Raw genomic sequence first — 16,437 nt, 5'->3', positions numbered from 1 at the left:
TCGATTGCACACGTAGAGCGGGCCGCATCGGTCAAATGTCTCGAATTTGTCACCCGATCATGACAGAGCAGCCGGGCCTTTGAAGGAGTGCTTTTGATGAACCGTCCGCTTGCCGCCTTGCTGTGCCTTGCCGCTCTTTGGGCTGCGCCGGGCTTCGCTCAGCACAACGCGCCCGAGGCGGTTGCGCCCGACAAGGAGCGCGGCGAGCAGACCGCCGCCGATTACGCCGCGCAGGGCCGCGCGCAGCTCGAGGCGCGGCTGGCGGCGCCGGTCAACCAGGGCAAGGCGAAGAACCTCATCATCTTCATAGGCGATGGCATGGGGGTCAGCACGCTGACGGCTGCGCGCATCTGGCAGGGGCAGAAGGCAGGCCGCGATGGCGAATCAACCGAGACCGCGATCGACGCGATGCCCTATTCGGCGCTGATCAAGACCTACAGCCATGATTTCCAGGTTGCCGATTCGGCGGCGACCGCGTCCGCCATCGTCACCGGCATCAAGACCCGTTCAGGCATGCTCTCGGTTACCCCGGTTGCGCAGCGCGGCAAGTGCGAGACCGCCAGCGGGCAGAACGTGCCGACGCTGTTCGAGCAGGCAGGCGCTGCGGGCAAGCAGCTGGGGCTGATCTCAACCGCGCGGATCACCCACGCCACGCCCGCGTCCGCTTATGCGCACAGCGTCGACCGCAACTGGGAAAGCAACAGCGAACTGCCCGCAGGCGCAACGTGTCACGACATCGCGCGCCAGCTGGTCGAATGGTCGCAGTCGAGTCAGCTCAAGCTGGTGCTGGGCGGTGGGCGCACGGCATTCTACCCCAAGGACCAGAGCGATCCGGAATACGCCGACAAGAAGGGCAACCGCACCGATGGTCGCAACCTGGTGGCGGAGTGGAAGAAGAAACATCCCAAGGGCCAGTACATCTGGAACGCAGCGCAGTTCGGCGCGCTTGATGCCAACGCCGATGCGCCGGTGCTGGGCCTGTTCGAGCCCAGCCACATGCAGTTCGAGGCCGATCGTGCCAGCGACAAGGCAGGCGAGCCTTCGCTGGCCGAGATGACTGCGCTGGCGATCACCCGGCTGGGCTCTGCGGACAAGGGCTATGTGCTGATGATCGAGGGCGGCCGCATCGACCACGCGCATCACGGCGGCAACGCCCGCCGCGCGCTCGATGATACCGTCGCGTTCGAGGCGGCGATCGCCAAGGCGCTCGAGATGGTCGATCTCGAGGACACATTGGTGCTGGTCACCGCCGATCACAGCCATGTCTTCACCATCGCGGGCTATCCGCCGCGCGGCACCTCGATCTTCGGGCTTGCCAGCGTCACCGAGGATGGCGAGCCGGTCAACGCCAAGGATGGCAAGCCTTACACCACGCTGGGTTACGCCAATGGCCCCGGCGCGAAGGTCGATGGCCCGCGCAACGATCCTTCGCAGGAGGACACCGAGGCGCTGAACTATCAGCAGCAGGCCACCGTGCCGACCTCGGGCGAAACGCATGGCGGGGAGGATGTGGTGCTGAAAGCCGCCGGTCCCAGCGCGCACCTTTTCCACGGCACGCTGGAACAGCACAGCATCTATCACATCGCGAAGCATATCCTGGGTTTTTAAATGCCGGGCGATCCGACCGGCTGATGGTTGGCAAGCCAGTCTTCGGCCCAATCCAGAAATGCACGATGGCAGGGGGCCGCAAGCGCGGCCTGCGCAAGCGGGAAATCTTCAGCCGGTGCAAGACGGCAATCGAGCACGGATACCAGTCCCGGAAAAGCCGAATTGATTGCTTCGAACCATAGCGCCAGATTCTGCGCCATGGTTGCATATTTGTCGGCCTTTTCCTGCGCTCTGGCCGCGCTGCGACCGCTTTGCAGTGATCGGGCGCGTTCCCTTTGTACGCGGACGGCCTCCGGAACGTGCAAAAGCACAAACTGGTCAGGCAGGCCCCAAGAGGCTGCGTTGTCCCGGAAAAAACGCACCGCATATCGCCAGTTTTGGCCGACGCGATCCGGATACAGCCAACCGAACCAGATCGGCTGGAGGCAGTCGCCATCAAGCACGGCGTCGGCAGTCTTCGCGGCACGCGCCATGGCATAGCGGTCGAGTTGACGGCGCAGATACCAGGTCGGCGCTTCTTCGTTCGGTCTGCGCCAGAGCTCGTTGACTTCGGCAATCCGGGTCGCACCTTTCGCGACGAGCGCATTGGCAAGGAAGGATTTGCCAGTTGCGGGAGCGCCTTCCAATGTCAGGATCATTTAGCGATCGGATCCGCCACCGCATCTGCGCGCTGGGAATAGCCAGGCGCGACGCGGGCCTTGCTCGCCTGTTCGAAGGCATAGCCCGCCTTGATGACATCATGGTCCTGCCACTGGCCGCCGATGATCGACAGGCCGACGGGCAGTCCTGCGACATAGCCCATCGGCACGGTGATGTGCGGATAGCCGGCGACTGCGGGCAGCTGGCTCTGGCTGGGGCCGCTGCTGTGATCGCCGTTGACCAGATCGCTGACCCAGGCGGGCGCGTTGCTGGGGCCGATGAGGAAGCGCACGTCATGCGTTTTCAGGAGCTTGTCGATGCCTTCTGCGCCCGCCAGCCGCTTCGATTTGGCCAACGCCTCGCGATATTCGGGATCGTCGAGACCCTTCTGGCTCTCGGCCAGATCGAACAGCCCCTGGTCGAACCAGGCGAGCTCGATCACCGCGTTTGCGGCGTTGTAGGCGATGATGTCCTTGAGCATGCGCGCCTTCACCGTGGCGGGGGTGCTCGCAAGGTACGCGTTGAGATCCGCTTTGAGCTCGGCCATCAGCACCTTGAACTCGGCCTCGCCAAGGCCATCGAGCCCGGTGCGGCTGTCCTCGATCTCGACCAGCTCGGCACCGGCGGCGGCGAACCAGTCGAGCGCGCCTGCAAACACCGCCTGAACCCGGGCGTTGCTGCCGGTGCGATCCTTGAGCACCCCGATGCGCACGCCCTGAAGATAGCCGGGGGACAGTCCGGCGGCATAATCGGTCTTGCGCGCATCGGCTTGCGCCGTGGCCGGGTCAGCCGGATCGCTTCCCGCCAGCGCGGTCAGCACCAGCGCGGCATCGGTGACGCTGCGCGCCATCGGCCCAGCGGTATCCTGGCTGTGGCTGATCGGGATGACGTGCGTGCGCGAGACGAGGCCCAGCGTCGGCTTGAACCCGACCAGCCCGTTGATCGACGAGGGGCAGATAATAGACCCGTCGGTCTCGGTGCCGATCGTCGCCGCCGCCAGGCTTGCCGCTGCCGCAGCACCACTGCCCGAGGACGAGCCACAGCTGTTGCGATCGAGCGCATAGGGGTTCTTCACCAGCCCGCCGACACTCGACCAGCCGCTGACCGAATTGTCCGAACGGATGTTGGCCCATTGTGACAGGTTGGTCTTGCCCAGGATGATCGCTCCCGCCGCGCGCAACCGAGCCACCAGCGGCGCATCGCGCTCGGTGACATTGGCGAGCAGCGCGGTCGATCCGGCGGTGGTGGGGACCGGGCCCTTCGCCTCGATATTGTCCTTGATCAGGATCGGGATGCCGTGGAGAGGACCGCGCAAGGTTCCAGCCTTGCGTTCGGCATCGAGCATGCGCGCTTCCTCGATCGCGCCGGACATCACCGCAATGACGCTGTTGAGCTTGGGCCCCTTGCGGTCGAGCGCATCGATCCGGTCGAGATAGGCGCGCGCCAGTTCCTCGCTGCTGATCGTTCCAGCCGCCAGCATCGCGGACAGTTCAGTGATCGATTTCTCCTCCACCTCGACCGCCATCCGGGCGATGCGCGGCGGTTCGTCCTGCGCGAGGGCTGGCAAGGGAAGGGTGATGGGGGCGATGGCGGCAAGCGCCAGGGCAAGGGTTCGCATGACGCCCACGATAGCGCGGCGTTTCCGTCCGGCAAGATGGGCGCAGGCGATTTGTTGTGCGTCCTCTGGCCAAGCCGCCCGCCAGCGACCATATCGCGCGCATGCCCGAGAAACGCTACACCAAGTCGAACCTACCCGAAAAGATCTGCGCGGCGTGCGGGCGACCTTTTGCGTGGCGCAAGAAATGGGAGCGCGATTGGGACAATGTGAAGACCTGTTCGGAGCGCTGCAAGGGTGACTTGAGGCGCAAGAACCGCGGGGGCTGAGCGTCAGCCCTGCGCGGCGATCTGCCGTGCGATCGCGACCGTCTGCCTAGCTTGCTCGAGGTGCAGCAGTTCGACCATCCGGCCATCGACCCTTATCGCGCCCTTGCCCGCATTCTCGGGCAGATCGAACGCCGCAATCACCGCCTGCGCGCGCGCCAGTTCGTCTGCGCTCGGCGAGAACACCGCGTTGCACGGGCCGATCTGGTCGGGATGGATCAGCGTCTTGCCGTCGAAGCCGAACAGCAGCCCCTGATCAGCCTCGGCGGAGAAGACATCGAGATCGCGGAACTCGTTGCACACCCCGTCGAGGATCGCGACGTTGTGCGCGCGCGCCGCCGCCACCGCGAGCGACAGGATCGGCAGGAACGGCGTGCGCTCGGGCGTCAGCTTCGCCCGCATTTCCTTGGCGAGATCGTTGACCCCCATCACGAACAGCGACAGCCGGGTGCCTGCCGACAAGGCCGCCAGCGCATCGAGATGCGGAACGACAGCGCAGGTCTCGATCATCGCCCACAGTTGCAGCCGCGACGGCGCATCGGCGAGCGCGGCGTTGCACGCGGTGATGTCGGTCGGGCGGCAAACCTTGGGGATCAGCACCGCGTCGATCTGCGCGTGGGCGACGGCGGCAAGATCATCCTTGCCCCACGGCGTATCCAGCGCGTTGATCCGGATCGCAAGCTCACGGTTGCCGAAACCGCCTTCTGCCGCTGCTGCGATCGCGGCGTCTCGCGCGTCCGCCTTGGCCTCGGGGGCGACCGCATCCTCCAGATCGAGGATGATCACATCGGCGGCAAGGCTGCGCGCCTTGGCAAGCGCGCGGGGGTTGGAGGCGGGCATGTACAGCGCGCTGCGCCGCGGGCGGACGGTGTCGGTCATGGCGGTTGTCCTGGCTGAAGGTCAGGCCGGATTAGCACCCAGATAGCGGAAGGCAACCACGGTGAGATCGTCGCTGGGGTCGGTGCCCTGTTCGAAGGCGCGCACCGCGTCGCACATGGTCGCGACCATCGCCGCCGCGCTCGACTGGTCGGCGATTAGCGCGTCACGGGTCCGCTGAGTGCCGAACAGCTGCTCGTCGCGGTTCTGCGCCTCGGTCACGCCATCGGTGATCAGCACCAGAGCCTCGCCGGGCAGCAGGGTGAGATGCTCGGCGGGCCAGGGATAGTCCATGATGCAGAAGGGCGGGCCGCCTTCCAGTGCCTCCTCGATCACCTCGCCAGAGGTGGTGATCCGCAGCGGATTGTCGTGCCCGGCATTGACCATCTCGACCCGGCCCGTCGCCAGATCGATCAGGCACAGCAGCATGGTGAGCCCCAGCGCATCGCCGCTGTCGCGCATCAGCTCGGTGTTGAGCATCGCGGCGGTATCGGCAAGGTCGCCCGGGCTGCGCAGCATCACGCTGCGCGAAAGGGCTTTGGACAGCGCCATGAACAAGGCGGCGGGAACCCCCTTGCCGGTGACATCGGCGATCAGGATCATCACCCGGTCGGCATCCAGCGCGATGATGTCGTAGAAATCGCCGCCCACCGACTTGGCGGCTTCCAGCTGCGCGGCGATATCGATGCGCGGATCGAGCCTGGCCAGTGCGGTGCGATCGGGCAGCATGCCCAGCTGGATCGCGCGCGCGGCGTCGAGCTCGCCCTCGGTGCGGTTCTGCGCATCGCGCAGCACCGCGCGCTCGCGCCGGGCCTCGCTGAACAGCGCGCCGAACACCGCAAGTGCCGCGCCGCTGCCCAGCAACAGCGGGCGTACCGGATCGAACAGCGTGTCGGCAAAGCGGAACAGCAGCCAGCTCGCCAGCGGCAGCACGACCAGCGCGGCAGCGAGCACGCCCCAGGTCATCCGCCCGCGGGTCTGGCGTGCGGCGAGCAGCAGGATGATCGCCAGCAGCGCGCCGCTGATCCATTCCGCCGCCTGGCTCCACACCGGCCGCACCAGCCAGCCGCCCCGCCGGATCGCGTCGGCCGCCTGCGCCTGTACCAGCACGCCGAACATCTCAGAGCCCAAAGGCGTCGCGACGATGTCCGGCGACCCCTCCGCGGTCAGCGAGACGATCACGGTCTTGCCGCGCAGCTGGTCGAGGTCGAAATCCTCAGACAGGATCTCGATCGCCGAATAGACATGATCTTGCGGTATCTCGGCAAAATGCAGTCGCATCCGCCCGGACTCGTCGATCGGGATCGTCCGGTCGCCAATCTGCACTGAGCCCGGGGTGAGGGTGATCTGCGGATCGGTGCCGGTCTGCTGCTCGAGCGCCACTCGTGCGAGCTCCAGCGCCAGACCGGGCACCAGCGCTTCACCTGTACGCTGCACCAGCGGCACGCCGCGCACCCGGCCATCGCTGTCGGGCTTGCCGTTGAGCAGCCCGAAGCCCGGTGCGCGCTGTTCGAGCGTATCGAGATTGCGCTGCACCAGCGGATAGCGGGGCAGGGCGGCAGGCGGCTTTCCGGTGATGGTCGCCCATTGGTTGAGATCGGCAGGGTTTGCCCCGCCCAGGCTCACCCCAGCGCGGCCTAGAACCACAGGCGCGGTGCTGATCGCATCGGCAAACTCGTCGTCCATGCTGCCCAGCCGGCTCAGCCAGGCCTCGGTCGCGGGGCTGTCGGGGGGATAGAGCCTGGAAAAGCGGCTGGGGCTGACCGCATCGGGCTCGGCAAAGATGATGTCATAGCCGATCGCGCTGGCGCCGCCCTCGGCCAGCCGCTGCGTCAGCGTCGCGAACACCCTGCGCGGCCAGGGCCAGCTGCCTATGACCTCGAGGCTTTCATCGCCGATCGCCACCACGCGTACATCGCTTTGCGACAGGTCGCGCGGCGACAGCCATTGCCAGCCATCAAACACGGTGTTCTGTTCGCGCGGGCTGAGCGCGATGCTGAGCAGGGCCGCGGCGGCGAAGCCCGCCAGCGCCGCCAGCCACAAGGTGCGCGAAGGGAGCGCGGCCGCGCTAGAGGGCGACTTCAAGGCCGTCATAGGCGCACAGCACCTCCAGCGGAGCATGCTCGCGGGTCAGTTCCTCGTAACGGATGCTTTCGCCATGCATCCGCGCGATGTCTGCATCCGAATAGACCGGTTCGTGGTGAAACAGTGCCAGCCGCTTGGCGCGCGCGCCGTGGCACAGGTCGATCGCGACGATGTTGCTGGAATGACCCCAGTCCTCCTTCATCGAGACGCTGTCGGCGAGCGAGTACATCGTGTCGCAGATCACCAGGTCGGCGTTGCCGAAGAACGCCTCGACATCGGCTTCGCCGTGCATCTTCTCCATCTTGTGCTCGCTGTCGGTGCTGAACACCGCGACCTTTCCGGCGGCATCGGTGAAGCGATAGCCAAAGCTGCTGTGCGAATGATGCTGCTCCATCAGTTCCACCTGCACAGCGCCGATCTGATAGACCTCGCCGGGCTTGAGCGTGCGGAACTCGATCTTGGCGCGCAGCCAGTCGAACGCCACGGGGAAGGAGATTTCCTCCTGCTGGCGCCGCAGCGCCGTCTCGGCATCGTCATGGCCCGAATGGATGATGATATGCGCATTGGGGTCGAATGCTGGCACGAAGAACGGGAAGCCCATGATATGGTCCCAGTGCAGATGCGACATGAAGAAATGATAGACCCGCGCATGGCCCCCCGCACAGCGGCGCATGGCATCGAGCCCGAAGCCGCGCAGACCGCTGCCCATGTCGCAGATGATATAGGGGTCGCCCGCCGCTGCATCGCCCGCCTCGATCTCGACACAGGTGGTAGCGCCGCCAAAGGTGCCGCCGGTGGCGAAGTCGAGCTCGTTGCGGGTGAAGGCGCGTGCTTCGTCGAGATCGGCAAAGCTGCGGCCCGATGCCGCGAGCAGCGCGCTGGCCACCTTTTCCTGCACGATCGACGCGGTTGCGGCGACAGGCAGAGACCCGCGCGTTCCCCAGAACCGGACCAGCATCCAAACCCCCCTCAAGTTCACAATTCCGCCGGTGCGGCCCCCCGCTGGCGTTTCGGCCTATAGAGCACCCTCGATCGTATCGGTGACGGCAAACAGCTTGTCGTACCGGCTGATCGCCAGGATTTCGCGCATCACCGTGTTGGGCCGCGCCAGCGCCATTGCGACGCCTGCGGTGTCCGCCTGGCGCTTGGCCAGCGTCAGCGCGCGCAGACCGCGCGACGACATATAGTCCAGGCCGGCAAAATCGACGATCAGCTTGCGACTGGGCGACTCGGCGGCGAGGCTGACGCTGCTCGCCAGATGATCGGTGAAAGCCTGTGCTGTTGCCTCGTCGACCCGGCCATCCGGGCTCGCGACGATGCATCCCTGCCGCTCGGTGCTGGACCACTGCATGTCTTCTGCCTTTCGCATGTCGCACAAAGCGTAGCGACAAATTAACCTCGTGGGAAGTTGCCCTGAACGTAGCCTAAGCGTCGATGCGAAACGGGACAATTTGCCGTCCGGCCTCGCACCGGTTAGTGTCAACCTCGATGGACACTTCCCGACCGACCAACCCGCATATCACGACGGTGGATTTCGCCCCTGCGGCCCCGCGCAGCCTGTGCACCGATTGCGGAATATCGCGCACCAGCGACCCCAAGGCGTGCGGGCGGGCGTGCCAGTTCATCCAGCCCGATTACCCGAAGCTCGAACGCCAGGTGCATGGCCGCGCGCGCGACGCTGCCAAGGGGGACGAACTGTTCTTCGGCCCCTATCGCCGCATGGTGCAGGCAGAGCTGGTGCCGTCTTCGCCCGGCGCGCAATGGACAGGGATCACTACGCGAATCGGCGCGCGGCTGCTTGAGACAGGCGCGGTCGATGCGGTGCTCGCCGTCGGCCCGCATCCGGACGATCGCTGGCGGCCGCTGCCGATGCTGGTCACCCGGGCTGAGGACATGGCAGAGGTGCGCGGCATGCGGATGGGCTATGCGCCGCTGCTCGCTTTGCTCGAGCCGGCGCGCGCGGCGGGGCACAGGCGGATCGCGGTGGTGGGGATTGCGTGCCAGATCCACGCATTGCGCGCGCTCGAGGCGGAATTGGGGTTCGAGCGGATCTACGTCATCGGCACGCCATGTTCGGACAACACCACCACCGAGAATTTCCACACGTTCCTGGGGCTGCTCTCCGACCGGCCAGAGACGATCAGCTATCTGGAGTTCCGCGCCGATTATCACGTCGAATTGCGCTTCGACGATGGGGCAACCCGTGAAATTCCGTTCCTGCAGCTGCCGATATCGGACCTGCCGGGCGATTTCTTCCCGCTCACTTGCCGCACCTGTGTCGACTATACCAATGTGCTCGCCGACATCACAGTCGGCTATATGGCGGGGCGCGGCAAGCAGTGGCTGCTGGTGCGCAACGAACGCGGCGAGGAGCTGGTGCGCCTGCTGGGCGACGAACTGCGCACGGCCGAACTCACCAGCGCTGGCAAAAGGGCAGGTCCGGTCAAGGGGTTTCTGACCAACACCGAGCTTGCGGCAGGCGGGCTGCCGCTGCGGCGAATGCCCAAGATGCTGCGCAAGGTCTTCGGCTGGCTGATGCCACGGGTAGGCCCGCGCGGCACCGAGTTTGCGCGCGCCAGGCTCGAGATGAAGGCGGTCGAGACCGTGCTCCACCTGCGCCGCGCGGCTCGGCCCAAGATGAAGACGATGATCCCCGATCACGTCTGGGCGCTGGTCAAGCCTTATGGGATCGAGCCGGAGCCCGGGGAACGGCGCGAGCCAAGTGACACCTGACGCTATAGAATGATCGTCACCCCCGCGAACGCGGGGGCCCGCTTCTTCGCCACCGTCGCGCCCAAGCAGGATTCGCGCGTTCGCGGGAATGACGGGGTTGGGCGGCGCTGTGATCAGTCGCGACGAACCGCGATCCAGACGGTGTGGCGTGCGCCGCGGCCTGACTTGGTCGCGCGAACGGTTTCTTCTGACGCATCGAAGCCCGCCTTGCGCAGCCTCGAAGTAAACCGGGGGTCGGGGCCGCTCGACCACACCGCGAGCACCCCGCCGGGGCGAAGCGCAGCGCGCGCCTCGGCCAGGCCCGCCAGCGTGTAGAGCGCGTCGTTGCCTTCGCGCGACAGGCCGTCGGGGCCGTTGTCGACATCGAGCAGGATCGCGTCATATTGCGCAGGGCCCTTGCGGATCAGCGCGCCGACATCGGTCACGCAGACCTGAACCTGCGCGCTGTCCAGCGTGCCCTGGTGCAGGTGCGCCATCGGGCCGCGGGCCCAGTCGACGATCTCGGGGACCAGCTCCGCCACGCTGATCGCCGCCTGCGGGCCGAAAGCGGTCAGCGCCGCGCGCAGGGTGAAGCCCATGCCGAGCCCGCCGATCAGCACACGCGGCTTTGCCACACCCCCCAGCCGGGCCTGTGCAAGCGTCGCGAGCGCCTCTTCGGAGCCGCTCAACCGGCTGTTCATGAGCTCGTTGGCGCCAAGCATGATCGAGAATTCGGCGCCCCGGCGGATCAGCCGCAAGGGATCGCCGCCGCCGGGGACGTCAGCGGTGGCGAGGAGTTCGCGCGGGATCATCGGTAGAGCCTGAGGCTATTTGCGCTTCTTGCGCGCGGCATAACGTGCATCGCGCTTGAGCTTCTTTTCCGCCTCGGTCTCGACTTCCTGCATCGCCGCGTTTTCGGCTTCGGCTTCGGCAGCGGCGATCCTGGCTTCGGCATCAAGCTTTGCCTGCTCGCGTTCGGCGAGCTTTTCGGCGCGCTTGGCGGCTTGCGCGGCTTCCTTGGCGGCCTGCGCGGCCAGGCGCTGCGCAACAACTTCAGGATCGGGCGCAGGCTTGGCTTTCAGCTTGTCGAGCGCAGCCTGACGCGCTTTTTGCGCGAGTGCCTGACGTTCCTGAAAGCCCGGATCCTTGTAGCCTGCCATGATATCTCAATTCTTCATTCTGGTTCGGGAAGGTGCCGTGCACGAACGACCCGATATGCCGCGCAGACCATCTGCGCGGATCGTTGATCGCCCGGCCTTAGTCCAGCCACCTGCAGAACGCAAAGAATCAAGCAGCTTGCCGATCAGTTGCCGCTGCCCGGCGCGCCCAAAGAATGGCGATGCGGCAATAACCCATCGCGCCTTGGAACCACTTCGTCGCTCTGCCGTAATCCACCCCAAGATGCCCGATCGCTGGCATCGCTTGACACACGGGAGATTGAAATGGGTTTGATTCTGGCATTGATCATGGGCGGCATCATGGGCTGGCTCGCAAGCAAGGTTATGAACCGCGACGCACAGATGGGCATTTTCTGGAATGTCGTCGTCGGCTGCGTGGGTTCGGTGCTGGGTCACTTCCTGCTTGCAGGTCTGCTCGGCGGTCGCGGCCTGCGCAACGGCGCGTTCGACCCGCTGACGCTGCTCACCGCGTTCATCGGCGCAGTCATTCTGCTGGCGATCGTGAACCTGGTCCAGCGCGGTCGCGCTCGTTAACAGCATTCCGGCTCGACAATTACTGTCGAGAACTGACGTGAGGACAGGGAGCAGAGGGCGGACAGGCCTTCTGCTCCCTTTCTGTTGTGTCCGCTGTGCCACAACAATTGCCATGGTCGATGTCACGTCATAAGGAGCAGCCCGCGTGCGCCGCATTATGGCTTGCACGCGGTGACTTAATTGGATAACACACTGCTATGCAACCTGGGCGGCCGTCGAAGCGGCAGTTCGGGATCAACGCCACCGGCCAAGGTCAGTCCGGTCCTCGCAGATGCGGGGACGCGCTGTCTGCATCCGGCCGGGAGGCGAGGTTTGGACGGATCTGGCAATGAATTACGAGAGCAGCTTTGGCGGGGATGCCATCACCGCGCGCAGCGAAGATCTTTACGGATCCGACGTGGATCAGGACGCGAAGAAGAAGCGCCGCAATACCATCATCGGTGTGGTCATCGCCATCGCGCTGCTGATTGCTGCAGGCGTCTATTTCTTTGGCGGCGACAAGGATGCAGCGGCCGGTGAAGGCGCGCAGGCAGGTGCTGGCGGTACCGACTCGCAGGCGCCCGCCGTCACCGTGATCGTTCCCGGCTCCGGCTCGGTCGAGCGCGTGATCAACGCGACCGGCACGCTCGCCGCGCGCCGCGAAATGCCGATTGGCATCGCGGGCGAGGGCGGCCAGGTCATCCGTGTGCTGGTCCAGCCCGGCGACTGGGTGAAGACCGGCCAGGTCCTGGCGATCATCGACCAGGACGTCCAGACCCAGCAGGCACGCTCGCTCGCCGCCCAGATCCAGGTCAACCAGGCCGATGCGGTGCTGGCGCAGAACGAACTCGACCGCGCGCTGCAGCTGGTCGATCGCGGGTTCATTTCCAAGGCGGATGTCGACCGTCGCCGCGCGACCCGTGATGCGGCCAACGCGCGCGTCGAGATCGCCCGTGCGCAGCTGCGCGAGGCGCAGGCGCGCAATGGCCGTCTCAACATCCGTGCCCCCGAATCGGGCCTGGTGCTCGAGCGCAATGTCGAGCCCGGCCAGGTGGTCGGCGCAGGCACGGGCGTCCTTTTCCGCATGGCCGCACGCGGCGAGATGGAACTGCGCGCGCAGATGAGCGAAGCCGATCTGGCCAATCTGAGCGTTGGCGTCCGCGCCGAGGTGCGCCCGGTGGGTGCCGGCCGTACCTTTACCGGCCAGGTCTGGCAGCTCGCACCCGTCATCAACGAAACCTCGCGCCAGGGAATCGCGCGGATCGCGCTTGGCTATGACAAGGCGCTTCGCCCTGGCGGTTTTGCCAGCGCAGCGGTGATCAGCGGATCGTCGCAATCGCCGGTGCTGCCCGAATCAGCGGTGCTCAGCGACGACAAGGGCAGCTATGTCTATGTCGTGGGCAAGGACAACAAGGTCGAGCGGCGCAACGTGACCACCGGAACGGTGACCCCGCGCGGCATCGCCATCGCTTCGGGAATTACCGGCAAGGAGCGCGTCGTGCTCTACGCTGGCGGGTTCCTGAACCCCGGCGAGACGGTGCGGCCGCAGATGCAGGGCGCCAAGGCCGGCTGATCGGCAGGGCCGGAGGCACCCCGCGCCATTGACGGTCGTCGAACCGCGACAGGCGTTGGTCGAGCAGGCTCTGCAGTTGACCGGTCTGGGGACGGCATTGCTTGCATGGCGCGTGCATCTGGCCGTATTGACACGACGTAACTGAAAGCAGGCCGGATTTCCGGCGGGTTGAGGATTAAGCGATGAACTTCCGGAACATATCGGCCTGGTCGATCCGCAACCCCATCATCCCGCTCGTCTTTTTCACGGGCCTGCTGTTCGCGGGCATCCTCAGCTTCATGCGGATGGATGTCGTCAACCAGCCCGACATCGATTTCCCTGCAGTCCAGATCAGCATCTCGCAGCCCGGTGCTGCGCCCACCGAGATCGAGAACCAGATCACCCAGCGCATCGAAGCTGCGGTGCGCTCGATCAACGGCGTCAAGAACATCAGCTCGACCGCGAGTGAAGGCAGCTCGAGCACCTTTGTCGAGTTCGAGATCGGCACCGACACCATCGAGGCGGTGAACGAGGTCAAGAATTCGGTCGACCAGATTCGCGGCAGCCTGCCCGAAGGCATTCTCGAGCCTTCGGTGACCAAGGTGGATGCCACCGGCGAGCCGATCGCCTATTTCGCGGTCGAAGCCGATGACATGACCATCGAGCAGCTCAGCTGGTTCGTCGATGACACCGTGACCAAGCGGCTGCTGGCGATCGACGGCATGGCTGAGGTCGACCGTTTCGGCGGGGTCGACCGCGAAATCCGGGTGGTGCTCGATCCCGCGCGGATGCAGGCCCTGGGCGTGACCGCGAGCGTCGTCAACAATGCGTTGCGTCAGATCAACGTCGATGCCGCAGGCGGCCGCGCCGATGTCGGCGGCACCAAGCAGTCGCTGCGCGTGCTGGGCAATGCCGATACCGCGTTCGAGCTGTCGCAGATGCAGGTGCCGCTGGGCGGCGGCCGCACGATCAAGCTGACCGATGTCGCCACCGTAACCGATGGCTTTGGCGAGCCGACCTCGATCAGCAAGGTGCGCAACAAGGAGGTCGTCAACTTCGCGATGACCCGGTCCAAGGGCGCTTCCGATGTCACCGTCTATGACGAGGCGGTCAAGGCGATGGACGAACTCAAGGCGCAGAACCCCGGGGTGCGGTTCATCCGGCTGGGCTCGAGCGTCGATTACACCAAGGGCCAATATGAAAGTTCTATCGCATCGATGATCGAGGGCGCGGTGCTCGCGGTGGTCGTGGTGTTCTTCTTCCTGCGCGACTGGCGCGCGACGATCATCTCGGCGATCGCGATTCCGTTGTCGGCGATCCCGACCTTCTGGTTCATGGATCTGCTGGGCTTCAACCTCAACTTCCTCTCGCTGCTCGCGCTGGGGCTGGTGGCGGGCGTGCTGGTCGATGACGCGATCGTGGAGATCGAGAATATCGTCCGGCATATGCGCATGGGCAAATCGGCCTATCAGGCGTCGATCGATGCTGCCGACGAGATCGGCCTGGCAGTGGTCGCGACCTCGTTCTGCATCGTCGCGGTGTTCCTGCCCGTCGGCCTGATGCCCGGCATTTCGGGCCAGTTCTTCAAGAACTTCGGCATCACCGTCGTCGTCTCGGTGCTGATGAGCCTTGCCGTCGCACGCATGATCACGCCGATGGTCGCGGCTTATTTCCTGGAGGCCAAGGGCCACGCCGCGCATGGCGAAGGCAAGCTGATGGACCGCTATATGCGGCTGCTCGACTGGTCGCTCGATAAGAGCCGCGCGCAGGCCTTTCGCGGCGAAAAGCCCAGCTTCGGCCGCAAGCTCGTCTCGATGTTCCTGGACCACCGGATGTGGATGATGGGGGTTGGCCTGCTGGCATTCCTCATCACCATCGTGCTGTTCGCCAGCACCCCGGCGCAGTTCCAGCCGACGACCGACGAGGACAACAGCCGCATCCAGATCGAGATGGTGCCGGGCACCACGCTCGAGCAGACCGAGGTCGTCGCCGACAAGGTGGCCGCGATCATGTACCAGCAGCCCGAGGTGGAACTCGCGCTGATCCGCATCCGCGAAGGCAATGGCACGATTTTCGTGACGCTGAAGAAGGAGCGCGAGAAGACTTCGATCGAGTTCGAGCGCAATCTCGCCAAGACGCTGCAAAGCATCCCCGATGCCCGGGTGACCTTCGCCTCGCAATCGGGCGGCGGCGGCACCAACCGCGACATTTCGGTCATGCTGACCGGTTCCAATCCCGATCAGCTTTACGCCACGGCTGGCACGCTGGTCGAGCAGATGAAGGGGCTCAAGCAGGTCACCGGCCCGCGCGTCAACGCCGACATGCGCCGTCCGGAAATCATCATCAAGCCGCGCGCCGACCTGGCTGCCCAGCTGGGCATCACCACCGCAGCGCTCAGCCAGGCGATCCGTATCGCGACCCTGGGCGAGATCGAGCAGAATGCGGCGAAATTCTCGCTGTCTGATCGCCAGATCCAGATCCGCGTCGTGCTGCCCAAGGAATCGCGCAACGATTTCAACACCATCCAGAACCTGCCGGTGCAGACCGCAGCGGGCGGCTCGGTGCCGCTCAGCCGGGTGGCGGACATCTCGTTCGGCTCCGGCCCGACCACCATCCAGCGCTACAACCAGGAACGCCGCGTGTTCATCGGGGTGGATCTGGCGCCGGGCGTGGTCACCGGTGAGGCGATGACTGCGATCAACAACCTGCCGATCATGAAGAACCTGCCGACGGGCGTGGGCAACAAGCCCTTTGGCGAACAGGAATGGCAGGCAGAGCTTGCGATCAACTTCGTGATTGCGCTGGTCTCGGGCGTGCTGCTGGTGTTCGCGGTGCTGGTGCTGCTCTACAAGCGGCTGATGTCGCCCTTGGTCAATATGGGCTCCCTGGCGCTCGCGCCTTTGGGCGGTATCTTCCTGATCTGGGTGCTTGGCCAACCGCTTTCGATGCCGGTGTTGATCGGGGTGCTGATGCTGCTGGGGATCGTGTCCAAGAACTCGATCCTGCTGATCGACTTTGCCATCGAGGAAATGCAGCGCGGGGTGCCCAAGCTCGAGGCGATCCTCGAGGCCGGGCACAAGCGTGCGCAGCCGATCGTGATGACCACGGTGGCGATGACCGCAGGGATGGTGCCCACCGCCTTGTCGCTTTCGGGCGATGGGGCCTGGCGCGCGCCGATGGGCATTGTGGTGATCGGCGGGCTGATCGTCTCTACGCTGCTGACCCTGATCATCGTTCCGGCGGGCTTCAGCCTGGCCGATGGCGTCGAAAAGCGCGTCGGACCGTGGCTGCGCACCAAGTTCCTCACCTACAAGCCCGGCGACAATGCCGATGACGAGGCGCTGATGGCGGGTGGTCGCCCGCACGGGATTCAGCCTGCGGAGTGAGCGGCGG

Annotated in this window: 14 protein-coding genes; 6 read left to right on the top strand and 8 right to left on the bottom strand. The window is 65.5% G+C overall.

The window, feature by feature from the left end; genetic code table 11:
* Positions 1 to 96 precede the first annotated feature (96 nt).
* Positions 97 to 1,608 carry an alkaline phosphatase family protein gene (locus B5J99_RS18590; RefSeq protein ID WP_117353264.1) on the top strand — a complete coding sequence of 504 codons (1,512 nt, stop codon included), beginning with the start codon at positions 97 to 99 and terminating at the stop codon, positions 1,606 to 1,608.
* Here B5J99_RS18590 and B5J99_RS18585 read toward each other — a convergent pair.
* Together B5J99_RS18585 and B5J99_RS18580 are read right to left on the bottom strand one after the other, a co-directional pair.
* On the bottom strand, positions 1,605 to 2,246 hold the full coding sequence (locus B5J99_RS18585; RefSeq protein ID WP_117353263.1) for an AAA family ATPase: 642 nt from the start codon (positions 2,244 to 2,246) through the stop codon (positions 1,605 to 1,607). The genes B5J99_RS18590 and B5J99_RS18585 overlap by 4 nt on opposite strands.
* Complete coding sequence (locus tag B5J99_RS18580; RefSeq protein WP_117353262.1) at positions 2,243 to 3,865, bottom strand: amidase; 1,623 nt, start codon at positions 3,863 to 3,865, stop codon at positions 2,243 to 2,245. The genes B5J99_RS18585 and B5J99_RS18580 overlap by 4 nt, the downstream gene beginning before the upstream one ends.
* 101 nt (positions 3,866 to 3,966) lie before the next feature.
* On the opposite strand from B5J99_RS18580, the gene B5J99_RS18575 reads away from it, so the two are divergent.
* The gene (locus B5J99_RS18575; RefSeq protein WP_069051847.1) at positions 3,967 to 4,131 is read left to right on the top strand and encodes a DUF2256 domain-containing protein; all 165 of its coding nucleotides are present in this window, start codon (positions 3,967 to 3,969) and stop codon (positions 4,129 to 4,131) included.
* 3 nt (positions 4,132 to 4,134) lie between these two features.
* Here B5J99_RS18575 and B5J99_RS18570 read toward each other — a convergent pair whose 3' ends face one another.
* Genes B5J99_RS18570 through B5J99_RS18555 form a run of 4 tightly spaced genes read right to left on the bottom strand, consistent with a single transcriptional unit; the run spans position 4,135 to position 8,440 of the window.
* Entirely contained in the window at positions 4,135 to 5,007 is an 873-nt protein-coding gene (locus B5J99_RS18570) for an HpcH/HpaI aldolase/citrate lyase family protein (protein WP_069050481.1), read from the bottom strand.
* A 21-nt stretch (positions 5,008 to 5,028) separates the two neighbouring features.
* Positions 5,029 to 7,098 carry a CHASE2 domain-containing protein gene (locus tag B5J99_RS18565; RefSeq protein WP_162892671.1) on the bottom strand — a complete coding sequence of 690 codons (2,070 nt, stop codon included), beginning with the start codon at positions 7,096 to 7,098 and terminating at the stop codon, positions 5,029 to 5,031.
* Entirely contained in the window at positions 7,073 to 8,047 is a 975-nt protein-coding gene (locus B5J99_RS18560) for an MBL fold metallo-hydrolase (protein WP_069050479.1), read from the bottom strand. The genes B5J99_RS18565 and B5J99_RS18560 overlap by 26 nt, the downstream gene beginning before the upstream one ends.
* Before the next feature lie 57 nt (positions 8,048 to 8,104).
* Positions 8,105 to 8,440, bottom strand: coding sequence for an STAS domain-containing protein (locus tag B5J99_RS18555; protein WP_117353616.1), 336 nt, complete (start codon positions 8,438 to 8,440; stop codon positions 8,105 to 8,107).
* Positions 8,441 to 8,577: 137 nt separating this feature from the next.
* On the opposite strand from B5J99_RS18555, the gene B5J99_RS18550 reads away from it, so the two are divergent.
* Positions 8,578 to 9,822, top strand: coding sequence for a Coenzyme F420 hydrogenase/dehydrogenase, beta subunit C-terminal domain (locus B5J99_RS18550; RefSeq protein WP_117353260.1), 1,245 nt, complete (start codon positions 8,578 to 8,580; stop codon positions 9,820 to 9,822).
* Between the two features lie 113 nt (positions 9,823 to 9,935).
* On the opposite strand, the gene B5J99_RS18545 is transcribed toward B5J99_RS18550, so the two are convergent.
* Both B5J99_RS18545 and B5J99_RS18540 read right to left on the bottom strand, forming a co-directional pair.
* Positions 9,936 to 10,613, bottom strand: a complete 678-nt coding sequence (locus B5J99_RS18545; RefSeq protein ID WP_117353259.1) for a spermidine synthase — start codon at positions 10,611 to 10,613, stop codon at positions 9,936 to 9,938.
* Between the two features lie 15 nt (positions 10,614 to 10,628).
* On the bottom strand, positions 10,629 to 10,961 hold the full coding sequence (locus B5J99_RS18540) for a DUF6481 family protein (RefSeq protein ID WP_117353258.1): 333 nt from the start codon (positions 10,959 to 10,961) through the stop codon (positions 10,629 to 10,631).
* Positions 10,962 to 11,243: 282 nt separating this feature from the next.
* On the opposite strand from B5J99_RS18540, the gene B5J99_RS18535 reads away from it, so the two are divergent.
* From B5J99_RS18535 to B5J99_RS18525, 3 genes are all read left to right on the top strand, one after another.
* Positions 11,244 to 11,513, top strand: a complete 270-nt coding sequence (locus B5J99_RS18535) for a GlsB/YeaQ/YmgE family stress response membrane protein (protein WP_054136216.1) — start codon at positions 11,244 to 11,246, stop codon at positions 11,511 to 11,513.
* A 328-nt stretch (positions 11,514 to 11,841) separates the two neighbouring features.
* Positions 11,842 to 13,065: an efflux RND transporter periplasmic adaptor subunit gene (locus B5J99_RS18530; RefSeq protein ID WP_117353257.1), complete on the top strand. Its 1,224-nt coding sequence runs from the start codon at positions 11,842 to 11,844 to the stop codon at positions 13,063 to 13,065.
* Between the two features lie 182 nt (positions 13,066 to 13,247).
* Positions 13,248 to 16,430: an efflux RND transporter permease subunit gene (locus tag B5J99_RS18525; protein ID WP_069050475.1), complete on the top strand. Its 3,183-nt coding sequence runs from the start codon at positions 13,248 to 13,250 to the stop codon at positions 16,428 to 16,430.
* Positions 16,431 to 16,437: the final 7 nt, after the last annotated feature.

Origin of the sequence: Blastomonas fulva (genome assembly GCF_003431825.1) — a bacterium.
Lineage (GTDB): Bacteria > Pseudomonadota > Alphaproteobacteria > Sphingomonadales > Sphingomonadaceae > Blastomonas > Blastomonas fulva.
This window is presented reverse-complemented; position numbering and strand designations above follow the sequence as displayed.

What these genes read in the sequence shown, in the direction of transcription:
- B5J99_RS18590 (WP_117353264.1), top strand. Translation starts at nt 97, where the DNA reads ATGAACCGTCCGCTTGCCGCCTTGCTGTGCCTTGCCGCTCTTTGGGCT.
- B5J99_RS18585 (WP_117353263.1), bottom strand. Translation starts at nt 2,246, where the DNA reads ATGATCCTGACATTGGAAGGCGCTCCCGCAACTGGCAAATCCTTCCTT.
- B5J99_RS18580 (WP_117353262.1), bottom strand. Translation starts at nt 3,865, where the DNA reads ATGCGAACCCTTGCCCTGGCGCTTGCCGCCATCGCCCCCATCACCCTT.
- B5J99_RS18575 (WP_069051847.1), top strand. Translation starts at nt 3,967, where the DNA reads ATGCCCGAGAAACGCTACACCAAGTCGAACCTACCCGAAAAGATCTGC.
- B5J99_RS18570 (WP_069050481.1), bottom strand. Translation starts at nt 5,007, where the DNA reads ATGACCGACACCGTCCGCCCGCGGCGCAGCGCGCTGTACATGCCCGCC.
- B5J99_RS18565 (WP_162892671.1), bottom strand. Translation starts at nt 7,098, where the DNA reads ATGACGGCCTTGAAGTCGCCCTCTAGCGCGGCCGCGCTCCCTTCGCGC.
- B5J99_RS18560 (WP_069050479.1), bottom strand. Translation starts at nt 8,047, where the DNA reads ATGCTGGTCCGGTTCTGGGGAACGCGCGGGTCTCTGCCTGTCGCCGCA.
- B5J99_RS18555 (WP_117353616.1), bottom strand. Translation starts at nt 8,440, where the DNA reads ATGCAGTGGTCCAGCACCGAGCGGCAGGGATGCATCGTCGCGAGCCCG.
- B5J99_RS18550 (WP_117353260.1), top strand. Translation starts at nt 8,578, where the DNA reads ATGGACACTTCCCGACCGACCAACCCGCATATCACGACGGTGGATTTC.
- B5J99_RS18545 (WP_117353259.1), bottom strand. Translation starts at nt 10,613, where the DNA reads ATGATCCCGCGCGAACTCCTCGCCACCGCTGACGTCCCCGGCGGCGGC.
- B5J99_RS18540 (WP_117353258.1), bottom strand. Translation starts at nt 10,961, where the DNA reads ATGGCAGGCTACAAGGATCCGGGCTTTCAGGAACGTCAGGCACTCGCG.
- B5J99_RS18535 (WP_054136216.1), top strand. Translation starts at nt 11,244, where the DNA reads ATGGGTTTGATTCTGGCATTGATCATGGGCGGCATCATGGGCTGGCTC.
- B5J99_RS18530 (WP_117353257.1), top strand. Translation starts at nt 11,842, where the DNA reads ATGAATTACGAGAGCAGCTTTGGCGGGGATGCCATCACCGCGCGCAGC.
- B5J99_RS18525 (WP_069050475.1), top strand. Translation starts at nt 13,248, where the DNA reads ATGAACTTCCGGAACATATCGGCCTGGTCGATCCGCAACCCCATCATC.